Origin of the sequence: Providencia sp. NPDC089933 (assembly GCF_049545585.1) — a bacterium.
Lineage (GTDB): Bacteria > Pseudomonadota > Gammaproteobacteria > Enterobacterales > Enterobacteriaceae > Providencia > Providencia huashanensis.
This window is the reverse complement of record NZ_JBMWDT010000002.1, coordinates 86,512-98,249: the sequence shown is the minus strand read 5'-3', so window position 1 is coordinate 98,249 and position 11,738 is coordinate 86,512. Positions and strand designations below refer to the sequence as shown.

Here is an 11,738-nt window from a genome sequence, read left to right as displayed (position 1 = left end):
ATTTTTTCTACTTTTTACTGTTACTTTCTTTGCTTTCACTTTTTTGCGCTTTTGTTATGACAACGTTTTATTAAGTGCTACATTTTATATATGACAATGTTACTTTCTGATGCTCGTTGTGGGTATTTCGTTTTCGCGCTTTTGTGACCTTAAGCGCTATTTAAATTAAAAACCCTACTTTACTTTACGCCCTATTTTTAAGTTATGTATTTATTTTGTGCTATTCCCATTTTAACCCGTAGCACTTAAGCACTACGGGTTAAATATTCACTATCAGGCAGTATGTTTTAGCAACATAGATTTAATATGACCGATAGCTTTTGTTGGATTTAGCCCTTTAGGGCATACATTGACACAATTCATGATGCTATGACAGCGGAAAACACTAAAAGCGTCGTTCAGATCATCTAATCTTGAATCCGTTTCAGTATCGCGGCTATCGATCAGGAAGCGGTATGCTGCCAGCAAGCCCGCAGGCCCAATAAACTTATCTGGATTCCACCAGAAAGATGGGCAAGAAGTCGAACAACAAGCACATAAGATACACTCGTATAAACCATCAAGTTTTTCACGTTGTGCAGGAGTTTGTAAATTCTCACGAGCAGGTGGGTTCTTATTATCATTAATAAGATATGGGCGGATTTTCTCGTATTGGGTATAAAACTGAGTCATGTCGATAATCAGGTCGCGCACAACAGGCAAACCTGGTAACGGACGGATAACAATTTTTTTCCCACCACGGATTAAAGCGGACAATGGTGTGATACACGCCAGCCCGTTTTTACCGTTCATATTGACACCATCAGAACCACAGACACCTTCACGACAAGAACGACGGAATGACAGTGTTGGATCCTGTTCTTTAATTTGGATCAACGCATCCAACAGCATCATGTCACGCCCTTCTGGCACTTCGAGGGTGTAATCTTGCATGCGTGGGGCGTTGTCCACATCTGGATTATAACGATAAATCGAAAATTGTAGTTTCATAGTTTATTTCTCCGCAACTGGATTAACACCACGCATTAGTAGGTACGAATTTTCGGTGGGAAGGCTTCACGCAATTTTGGCTGCATGTTGACTTCACGACGCGTCATCGTTTCAGATTGCGGTAAATATAATGAGTGACATAACCAATTCGCATCATCACGCTCTGGATAGTCAAAGCGGCTATGCGCCCCACGACTTTCTGTACGGAAGTTCGCTGCTTGTGCTGTCGCATAAGCGGTTTCCATCAGGTTATCCAGTTCTAAACACTCAATACGCTGAGTGTTGAACTCTGTTGAGGTATCATCAAGACGTGCATTTTGCAGGCGTTCACGGATCACTTTTAGCTCTTCCAGACCTTTCGCCATCGCATCACCTTCACGGAATACCGAGAAGTTATGCTGCATACAGGTTTGCAGTGCCTTGCGGATCTCAGTTGGATCTTCGCCAGTACGAGCCCCTTCCCAACGGTTAAAGCGTGTCATCGCCGCATCAATATCGGATTCAGAAGCATCACGCATTGAACCTTGTTCCATGATGGACTCTTTTAGGTGTAGACCCGCAGAACGACCAAATACGACTAAGTCGAGCAATGAGTTACCGCCTAAACGGTTAGCGCCGTGTACAGATACACACGCAATTTCACCCACAGCAAACAGACCTGGGATAACTTCGTCTTCGCCTTTTTCGTTATAGCGAATCGCTTGGCCAGTCACTTTTGTTGGAATACCACCCATCATATAGTGACAAGTTGGAATAACTGGGATTGGCTCTTTGATTGGGTCAACGTGAGCAAAGGTACGGGATAATTCAAGGATACCCGGTAAACGAGACTCGAGAACTTCTTTCCCTAAATGATCCAATTTCAGTTTGGCATGCGGACCCCAAGGACCATCACAACCACGGCCTTCACGGATTTCAATCATGATTGAACGTGCAACAACATCACGACCGGCCAAATCTTTCGCATTTGGCGCATAACGTTCCATGAAGCGCTCACCGTCTTTATTCAGCAAATAACCACCTTCACCACGGCAACCTTCTGTCACAAGAACCCCTGCGCCAGCGATACCCGTCGGGTGGAATTGCCACATTTCCATATCTTGTAAAGGAACACCAGCACGAGCTGCCATCCCAACACCATCACCGGTATTGATATGCGCATTGGTGGTCGATTGATAAATACGCCCTGCACCACCCGTAGCTAAAATGGTCGCTTTAGCTTTGAAGTAAACTAATTCGCCAGTTTCCATACAAATTGCAGTACAGCCCACCACATCGCCGTCTTGATTTTTAACTAAATCAAGGGCATACCACTCTGAAAAGATGGTTGTGTGATTTTTTAAGTTTTGCTGATACAAAGTATGTAACAGTGCGTGACCAGTCCGGTCAGCCGCAGCCGCAGTACGTGCCGCTTGCTCGCCACCGAAATTCTTAGACTGACCACCAAATGGACGCTGATAAATACTGCCATCGTCTAAGCGAGAAAAAGGTAACCCCATATGCTCTAATTCTAGGATAGCCTCGGGCCCTGTTTTACACATGTATTCGATTGCATCTTGGTCACCGATATAGTCGGAACCTTTCACGGTATCATACATATGCCATTCCCAGTTATCAGGGTGAGTGTTGCCTAAAGCAACAGTGATACCACCTTGCGCTGATACTGTATGAGAACGGGTTGGAAATACTTTTGACAGCAGAGCACAAGACAGGCCCAACTGTGAAATTTGAAGTGCTGCACGCATACCTGCGCCACCAGCACCAATAACGATAGCGTCAAACTCTCTGATTGGCAGATTCATTTATGCACCCCACACAACAATTGTTCCGTAAATTAAATAAGCCAACAGACCAACAACGATAGCCAGTTGCAGCACTAAACGAATTGCTAGCGGCTTGACATAGTCAGTTAGCACTTGCCACATGCCAATCCACGCATGCACAAGAATCGAGAACAATGTGAGGATAGTAAATACTTTCGTCACAGAAGAAGCGAAGAAACCACGCCATACTTCATAAGTAATATCATTGATAGCAACAAAACCAACAATGTAGATTACGTATAATACGATAATAATCGCAGAAGCACGGATTAACAGCCAGTCCTGGATACCAGTACGGCCTAAAGCAGAAGCATTACTTACCATACTAAGATCCCCGCCAGAATTGCCAGAATTACGGTGATAACAAATGTAATTTTTGCAGATGAGTTACCAGCAGCAAGGGTTTCATCAACACAGCCAAAATCCATCAGCATATGACGAATACCACCACAAATGTGGTAAGCCAATGCCGTTAGAATGCCCCAAAGAATGAACTTAGCAAAAAAGCCAGTCATTATTTCAGACGCGTATTGAAAACCTTCTGGAGAGGAGAGAGATGTCCCTAGCAACCAAAGCAGAATACCAACTGCGATGAGAGTAATGACGCCAGAGACACGGTGCAAGATCGAAGATATTGCAGTGATCGGGAAATGAATCGTCTGCAAATCAAGGTTGACAGGTCTTTGTTTTTTCACAATTTTGCCCACACAGCTCTTTATTATTTTCCATCCTCCGGACCTGGGGTGGAAATCAGACAGCGACAGGGGGTACAAAATGCAACTTAACACAAACTCTAATCCATCATGTTTAAATAAAGTTGCATACTGATCACGCTGGGAACTCCTACTACAGGGTAATCCGGAGACCTGCCGCTAGTATAAAGTCTTCACAATGCCATTACAATTCCCACACAAAATGTTTGGGTACATTTAGCCCGAACAGTGAGAAGGATCACGATTTAAACATTTTGTATAAATGTGCTTATCTTATTTGACAATGATTCAACATTTATCTTACATATAGGTCTAGCAGAATTATCTTAAGGTGTGGGCGTTCCCTCACTGAAAAATAAAAAACATGAATGTTGCAATGTTAAGTACCTTCCAATTTGAACTGTGACAGGTATTACTAACAAAAGTTATGAAAGTTGTTCCTCTTACCACAAATAATGATATTGTAAGTAAAACAACAAAAAGAACATAACATCTACACACTCATAAACAACCTAATTACATTGTCGTCGGTCGTCAGATTTCAGGTTTTATGTGATAGCTAGCTGATTTTCTAATCATACCGGTAGAACAATGCACGAAGAAACAGTATAACGCTGAGCTTCTGGGTTGTTGGGTGTCGATTATCAAGCGCTAAGGAGACCGTAAATGGCTGATAACAAAGCTAAGCTAACGACTGGTAGTAAGGGTGATATTGACCTCGATATTTTAAGCCCTACCATTGGTCAAGACGTTATCGATGTCCGAACTTTAGGTTCAAAAGGGTTCTTTACCTATGACCCTGGTTTTACTTCTACTGCATCCTGTGAATCAAAAATCACCTATATCGATGGTGATAAAGGCATTCTGCTGCATCGTGGTTTCCCGATCGATCAACTCGCTACCGAAGCTTCTTACCTCGAAGTTTGTTATATCCTGTTATACGGCGAAGCACCGACTCAAGAGCAATACGACACATTTAAAAATACGGTAACTCGCCACACGATGATCCACGAGCAAATCACTCGCATGCTGAATGGCTTCCGTCGTGACTCACACCCAATGGCAGTGTTATGTGGTGTAACAGGTGCACTGGCTGCGTTCTACCATGATGCATTGGACGTGAACAACCCGCGCCACCGTGAAATTACAGCTTATCGTCTGCTGTCAAAAATGCCAACTGTTGCGGCAATGTGTTATAAATACTCCATTGGCCAGCCTTTTGTTTATCCACGTAATGAACTGTCGTACGCGGGTAACTTCTTGCATATGATGTTCTCTACACCATGTGAAGAATATGTGGTAAATCCAGTTCTCGAACGTGCAATGGATCGGATTTTAATCCTACATGCTGACCACGAACAGAACGCTTCAACATCAACCGTACGTACTGCTGGGTCATCAGGTGCAAACCCATTTGCTTGTATTGCTGCGGGTATTGCGTCTCTGTGGGGGCCAGCTCACGGTGGGGCTAACGAAGCCTGTTTACGCATGTTGGAAGAAATTCAAACCGTTGAGCATATCCCTGCATTTATCGAACGTGCGAAAGACAAAAATGACTCTTTCCGCTTAATGGGCTTTGGTCACCGTGTTTATAAAAACCATGACCCACGTGCAACTGTGATGCGTGAAACTTGCCACGAAGTACTTAATGAGTTGGGCTTAAACGATAGCTTACTCGAAGTCGCTATGGAGCTAGAACGTATTGCCCTGAATGACCCGTACTTCATTAAGAAAAAACTGTATCCAAACGTTGACTTCTATTCAGGTATCATATTGAAGGCAATGGGAATTCCATCTTCAATGTTTACTGTTATTTTTGCTATTGCACGTACAATTGGTTGGATAGCCCATTGGAATGAAATGCATGATGACGGTCTGAAAATTGCTCGTCCTCGTCAGCTGTATACGGGTTACAGCCAACGTAAATTCAACTCTGGATTAGCAAAAAAATAATATTCAATTAAATCTATCCCCCTACAAATACTCAAGCCTCGGTTTATCGAGGCTTTTTCTCTTTTACTGTTGATATTCCCGCGGTGTTACCCCACTCATTTTGCGAAAAAAACTGATAAAAGCACTATCACTGGCTAAGCCAAGCTCTTGAGTAATAAAGTGATATGGGTGATTTTGTGCCAATAACTCAATCGCTTTAATAAACCGCCATTGTTGCCGCCATGTTTGATAAGTCATTCCGGTTTCTTTTAAGAAAACCCGTGTAATGGTTTTTTCACTTGCGCCAATCGTTTGAGCAAGTTGGTTTAAATTAGGTGGTAATTGCTCGATATCGAGGCCTTTAAAGCGCCTATCTTGAGGAAGTGCAAGTAATGTTGGCTCAGTCGTTGCACTTTGTAGTTCATCGATAAATACTGGTAATAAATTTGCTAAGCGCCCTTGTTGCCAATCACTGTCAAACGGGGCAATTGCAATCCGTTCAAGTACCTCTCTTAGCAGAGGTGAAATGCTCAAAATGACGACTTCATTCGCTATTTTTTTAGCATATTGTTCACTTAAATACACCGAACGATAGCCCACAGATGCGCGCATTTGTGCTCGGTGACAAACAAATGGAGGTATCCATGCCACCCTTCCAGGAGGTAATAGAGAAATTCGGTTCTCAAGTGAAATTCGTATACACCCTTGTTGTGTAAACAAAAGCTGCCCCATTTCATGGCTATGTAAACCAGAATCATGTTGCCCCATTTGAGCTGCTATTCCCAATACTGGCGCTGTATACCAGTGAGTTTGAAATTCATCTGTTTGTTCTAGCCAAGCCATAATGTCCCTTTTTTGATATTTATAGTCTTTATTTTTGTAATGGGACACTAAAAATACCATTAAACTGCTTGTCATTGAATAGTTGTATTCATCTTCACCATCTATTTTTTATTAATATAAGCAGGATAATTGGTATGAAACACCCTCTTTCATTATGGCTTGCTGTTGCCTTAATGATGTTTCCACAAATCGTGGAAACCATATACAGCCCAGCATTGACCAACATTGCTAGCGCATTTAATGTCGATGCTGAACAAGCATCACAAACATTATCATTCTATTTCTTTGCTTTTGCGCTAGGTGTCGTATTGTGGGGAAGAATGTGTGACACGCTAGGCCGCCGCCCGACTATCCTGGCAGGTCTGTTGATCTACGGTATCGCCTCTATCTGCGCGTTGTTTATCACACACTTTTATTTATTACTGTTAATGAGAATGCTTGCCGCATTTGGTGCCGCCGTCGGTTCAATTGGAACACAAACAGCAATGCGTGATAGCTATCAAGGGCATGAATTAGCTAAAGTTTTTTCAATTATGGGTATTGCCCTAGCCATTAGTCCTGCATTAGGGATGTTATTCGGTGCGGGGTTAGTTAGTTTTGGCGGATATATCGCCGTTTTTACTGGCTTGGCATTTCTCGCGGTCGTGCTTTTTATTTGGTCTACTTGCCGTTTACCAGAAACACGCCCTGAAAATGTGATCAAAGTCCCATTTATGGCGACATTTTTACGAATGATCACAGATAAAGAAATTGTTAGAAATGTGATCTTGATAGCATTTTTCAACATTAATTTATTTAGCTATTATCAGCTGGCACCTTTCAGTTTTGAACGATTAATGCTCACTCAGCAACAATTTGGTTTAACTGGAATTTTATTAGCACTTGGAGTGGGCTTAGGGTCAATCATTAATCGTCATTTATTGGCTAAAAAACACACATCTGAGCAACTTGTTAAGCTCTCTAGCATCATATCTTTGATAAGTGGTTGCTTGGTTTTTGCTCTGATGGATTCTATTTGGTTCATTTTACCGGTGATTGGTGTAGTTATTGGATATGGAATTGCTATTCCTAATATCCTTGCACATGCTTTAAATCGCTATAGTGATAGAAAAGGTACTGCTGGGGCTATTTTAGGTTTGTTTTACTATATCGGACTCGCCATTGGTTTGATGGTCGCAGGCTGGAGCCAACACTTAGGCTTGGTATTAACCATTTCAGGGTTGGTTCTTGTTCTTTCATCATTACGCTATCGAATTTATACGAGTTAACTTTTTATTTTACTAATTACACATAATTTTCTACGTATTTTATATCACAAGTATGTGACTAGGGGTCGCGAGTGTAGCCAACACCGCCAAGGTTAGAATTAGAAACTCAATGAAGATTAGCTTGAAAATTTAATTCTCTAAATAGTTCGAGTTGTGGCTAGGCGGCAAATGAGCGACTCCCTAGGAGCATAGCCAACACTGCCGAGGTTAGAATTAGAAAATCAATGAAGATTAGCTTGAAAATTTAATTCTCTAAATAGTTCGAGTTGTGGCTAGGCGGCAAATGAGCGACTCCCTAAGAGTATAGCCAACACCGCCGAGGTTAGATTTAGAAAATCAATGAAGATTAGCTTGAAAATTTAATTCTCTAAATAGTTCGAGTTGTGGCTAGGCGGCAAATGAGCGACTCCCTAAGAGCATAGCCAACACTGCCGAGGTTAGAATTAGAAAATCAATGAAGATTAGCTTGAAAATTTAATTCTCTAAATAGTTCGAGTTGTAGCTAGGCGGCAAATGAGCGACTCCCTAGGAGCATACACAAGTATGTGACTAGGGGTCGCGAGTGTAGCCAACACCGCCGAGGTTAGATTTAGAAAATCAATGAAGATTAGCTTGAAGATTTAATTCTCTAAATAGTTCGAGTTGTGGCTAGGCGGCAAATGAGCGACTCCCTAGGAGCATACACAAGTATGTGACTAGGGGTCGCGAGTGTAGCCAACACCGCCACAGCTCGAAATATGACGAGAATTAGGCTGGGTTATCGATATCGATAAACTCTGCGTCTAACCCATGGTGATCAACTAGCCACTTAGTCAGCGCTTTAATCCCATAACGCTCTGTCGCATGATGCCCTGCACTGTAGAAATGGATACCCATTTCTCTTGCTATATGGATTGTTTGCTCTGAAACTTCACCTGTCACAAATGCATCTACGCCAAACTCGGCGGCTTGTAAGATAAAGCCTTGTCCGCCCCCTGTGCACCATGCAATTTGGCGAATTTCATCTTTAGCATTGTCACCACAATGCAACACTTTGCGACCAAGGCGGGACTCTAAGCGCTGGGTTAATTCCTGTGGTGTAATCGGTTGATCAAAGAAACCGAATGGCATTAATGGATCAATTTGGCCATTTACTTGCACACCCATGATATACGCAAGCTGAGTATTATTACCTAATTGATGATGAGCATCTAAAGGAAGATGGTAACCATAAAGGTTAATATCATTCGCTAATAATGTTTTTAAGCGATTTTTTTTCATACCTTTAATAATTGCGGGCTCATTTTTCCAAAAATAGCCATGGTGAACAATCACAGCATCCGCTTTCTTTTCAACTGCCACGTCCAGTAGTGCTTGGCAGGCTGTTACACCGGTGATGATTTTATGCACATGAGGGCGCCCCTCAACCTGCAATCCATTTGGTGCAAAATCTTGGAATTCACTAATTTTCAGCTCATCATTAATGATTTCTTCTAATCTTAAATTATGCATTATGTGGTCCTTTTTACTACACCGCTATAGGGTCAACCCCATCATTTTGAATGTAATTTACTGATAATCAATAAGCATAAACGGAAACATGCTTTTTTTCTGTGTTATTTTCTGTAAATAAGGATGCTAACCAAAAAGAAAGGCAATAAGGAAAAGAAAAACAGGATGAGGGATAAAAAAAACAATATCCCCACAATAGGTCATTGCAGGGATATGGCATTACCACTTAAAAGCAAAGCAATTATTAATGATGGCTTTCAAACGTGGCTTCTGAACGCTCTAACCAAACGGGCTTATCGCTGGTTTTAGCCCATACTTTGTGTAAATGGCTATAAAATTTTGCTCGTTGCGGATGAAAAACCATAACCGGAAACGCAATAATGCCAGCTGTAACAGCAGCAGTGCGGCGTGCAAGTACCTGATTACGGGAATATTCGCGATATGTGGACATCGGTATCCTCCTTCAGTTGCCACTCTATTTGTCGATTCCAGAATTGCTCTAAAACCCCAAATAATGACTGTTTAGAAGAGCGACTAAAACCGAACAGATAATATAAAAATTAACTGTCAATATCATAGCTCAAACTGTGTAATAAAACTACTCATCTGACCACTATAAATTAAAATTTACATAATAAAATGATAAATTCCGTTGTTTTATTACATTATTTAACCTGGTTGCGTCAAAAACAAACAAATCAGCAACATTTACATAACAATTATTCGCTTTAACTCGCCATCTCTGTTTTATTTTATTCCCTCGTATAAAAATACATTTTTATACTTTTTTTACACCGAAGGTCTATTTTTTATCAGCTTCTTTACAACGGAAGTTTTAGCCTTATTGCATGGAAATAATAAGGAGAAAATACTGTGTCATTACTTTCCATTATTGGGGCAGTTCTCGTTGTGTTACTGCTGGTTTATCTGGTCTATGCCCTGCTAAGCGCGGAGGATTTTTAATATGACCACTACCACAATTTTAATTATCGGTAGCTTTTTACTCGTGCTGTTTATTTTGGCAAAACCATTAGGCAATGGTATTGCTCGGTTAATTGATAGCGATATACCGAGTACGCTAATAAAAAGCGAAGCCCTTCTTTGGCGCTTAGGCGGCGTAAAAAAGCCAGGGCGAGAAATGGCGGAAATGACTTGGCTACAATATGCCTTATCGATTTTACTGTTCAATATTTTAGGCTTTATATTGCTGTTTTCTATATTAATATTCCAAGGTCATTTGCCCCTTAACCCACAACAATTTCCGGGAATGAGTTGGGATTTAGCCTTTAACACCGCAATTAGCTTTGTCACAAATACTAATTGGCAATCCTATAGCGGTGAAAACACATTAAGTTATCTAAGCCAGATGTCTGGGTTAACAGTACAAAATTTCCTTTCCGCTGCAACAGGGATTGCCGTTGTTTTCGCCCTTATCCGAGCATTTTCACGCCATGGTCGTAAAACGGTTGGTAATGCATGGGTGGATATCTACCGTATTACTGTGTATCTACTTTTCCCATTAGCGATTATTTTTGCTCTATTTTTTGTTAGCCAAGGTGTTATCCAAAACTTCTCAGATTACCTATTAGTTAATAACCTAAATAATAGCAACCAGTTATTACCAATGGGGCCTGTCGCCTCTCAAGAAGCAATTAAGCTACTCGGTACTAACGGAGGCGGTTTCTTTGGAGCTAATTCTTCACACCCATTTGAAAACCCAACGGCATTAAGCAATTTCGTACAAATGTTAGCCATTTTTCTAATTCCAACAGCGTTATGTTTTGCTTTTGGGCGTGTCGTTGGCAACAACAAGCAAGGTCACACTCTGCTATGGGTGATGGGGATTATTTTTGTCGTTGCTGCCATAGCGGTTATCAAAGCAGAGTATGTTGGTAATCCATTTTTAAGTGAATTCCATGCGACTACCACTGCCAATATGGAAGGAAAAGAAAGCCGCTTTGGTATCTTAGGCTCCGCATTATTCGCTGTTGTAACAACAGCTGCCTCTTGTGGTGCTGTTAATGCGATGCATGATTCCTTTACTGCGATGGGTGGCATGGTGCCGATGTGGTTAATGCAAATCGGTGAAGTGGTTTTCGGCGGTGTGGGATCTGGCTTATATGGCATGTTGCTATTTGTTTTACTCGCCGTATTCCTTGCTGGGCTAATGATTGGTCGTACTCCTGAATATCTCGGTAAAAAAATCGAGGTGCGCGAAATGAAAATGGTTGCACTCGCTATTTTAGTGACTCCCACTTTAGTACTACTGGGTACCACACTTTCATTAATGACTGAAGCAGGGCGTGCAGGGATCTTAAACCCAGGCGCTCACGGGTTTAGTGAAGTGTTATACGCTTTTTCCTCCGCAGCGAATAATAACGGTAGCGCGTTTGCTGGACTTAGCGCAAATACACCGTTTTACAACCTGCTATTGGCGGTCACCATGTTCTTAGGACGTTTTGGCGTCATTCTGCCAGTTCTCGCCATTGCAGGTTCGATGGCAAGCAAGAAACCTCAAGCGCAAAGTAATGCAACATTACCCACAACAGGTCCGTTATTTATTGGTCTGCTTGTATTCACTGTACTTCTCATTGGTGCGCTGACCTTTGTACCTGCCCTTGCGTTAGGTCCAATTGCAGAGCAACTACACATCGGTTTCGCGGGATAATGAGGGGAAG

Annotated in this window: 11 protein-coding genes; 4 read left to right on the top strand and 7 right to left on the bottom strand. The window is 41.8% G+C overall.

Features of this window, described 5'->3' with window-relative positions:
- Nucleotides 1–273 precede the first annotated feature (273 nt).
- From ACPEH5_RS04235 to sdhC, 4 genes are read right to left on the bottom strand one after another with little or no spacing between them, the layout of a single operon-like run.
- Nucleotides 274–990: a succinate dehydrogenase iron-sulfur subunit gene (locus ACPEH5_RS04235; RefSeq protein ID WP_042848294.1), complete on the bottom strand. Its 717-nt coding sequence runs from the start codon at nt 988–990 to the stop codon at nt 274–276.
- A 35-nt stretch (nt 991–1,025) separates the two neighbouring features.
- The gene (gene sdhA, locus ACPEH5_RS04230) at nt 1,026–2,792 is read right to left on the bottom strand and encodes a succinate dehydrogenase flavoprotein subunit (protein WP_042848296.1); all 1,767 of its coding nucleotides are present in this window, start codon (nt 2,790–2,792) and stop codon (nt 1,026–1,028) included.
- The gene (gene sdhD, locus ACPEH5_RS04225) at nt 2,793–3,137 is read right to left on the bottom strand and encodes a succinate dehydrogenase membrane anchor subunit (protein WP_042848297.1); all 345 of its coding nucleotides are present in this window, start codon (nt 3,135–3,137) and stop codon (nt 2,793–2,795) included. It lies immediately after the preceding gene.
- Nucleotides 3,131–3,520 carry a succinate dehydrogenase cytochrome b556 subunit gene (sdhC, locus tag ACPEH5_RS04220; protein ID WP_004909059.1) on the bottom strand — a complete coding sequence of 130 codons (390 nt, stop codon included), beginning with the start codon at nt 3,518–3,520 and terminating at the stop codon, nt 3,131–3,133. Before sdhC ends, sdhD begins: the two co-directional genes overlap by 7 nt.
- Nucleotides 3,521–4,192: 672 nt before the next feature.
- On the opposite strand from sdhC, the gene ACPEH5_RS04215 reads away from it, so the two are divergent.
- Nucleotides 4,193–5,479, top strand: a complete 1,287-nt coding sequence (locus ACPEH5_RS04215; protein ID WP_281110673.1) for a citrate synthase — start codon at nt 4,193–4,195, stop codon at nt 5,477–5,479.
- A 63-nt stretch (nt 5,480–5,542) separates the two neighbouring features.
- Here ACPEH5_RS04215 and ACPEH5_RS04210 read toward each other — a convergent pair whose 3' ends face one another.
- Nucleotides 5,543–6,301, bottom strand: a complete 759-nt coding sequence (locus ACPEH5_RS04210; protein WP_129466784.1) for an AraC family transcriptional regulator — start codon at nt 6,299–6,301, stop codon at nt 5,543–5,545.
- Between the two features lie 134 nt (nt 6,302–6,435).
- On the opposite strand from ACPEH5_RS04210, the gene ACPEH5_RS04205 reads away from it, so the two are divergent.
- Nucleotides 6,436–7,569 carry a multidrug effflux MFS transporter gene (locus ACPEH5_RS04205; RefSeq protein WP_166696855.1) on the top strand — a complete coding sequence of 378 codons (1,134 nt, stop codon included), beginning with the start codon at nt 6,436–6,438 and terminating at the stop codon, nt 7,567–7,569.
- 747 nt (nt 7,570–8,316) lie between these two features.
- Here ACPEH5_RS04205 and ACPEH5_RS04200 read toward each other — a convergent pair.
- A complete protein-coding gene (locus tag ACPEH5_RS04200) occupies nt 8,317–9,060 on the bottom strand; it encodes a type 2 GTP cyclohydrolase I (RefSeq protein ID WP_042848301.1) in 744 nt (247 codons plus the stop codon).
- 244 nt (nt 9,061–9,304) lie between these two features.
- Nucleotides 9,305–9,511, bottom strand: a complete 207-nt coding sequence (locus tag ACPEH5_RS04195; protein ID WP_042848302.1) for a YbfA family protein — start codon at nt 9,509–9,511, stop codon at nt 9,305–9,307.
- Between the two features lie 422 nt (nt 9,512–9,933).
- On the opposite strand from ACPEH5_RS04195, the gene kdpF reads away from it, so the two are divergent.
- Together kdpF and kdpA are read left to right on the top strand one after the other, a co-directional pair.
- Entirely contained in the window at nt 9,934–10,023 is a 90-nt protein-coding gene (kdpF, locus tag ACPEH5_RS04190; RefSeq protein ID WP_042848304.1) for a K(+)-transporting ATPase subunit F, read from the top strand.
- 1 nt (nt 10,024) lies between these two features.
- Nucleotides 10,025–11,728 (top strand): potassium-transporting ATPase subunit KdpA, encoded by a 1,704-nt coding sequence (kdpA, locus tag ACPEH5_RS04185; RefSeq protein WP_042848305.1) that lies wholly within the window; start codon nt 10,025–10,027, stop codon nt 11,726–11,728.
- Nucleotides 11,729–11,738 lie beyond the last annotated feature (10 nt).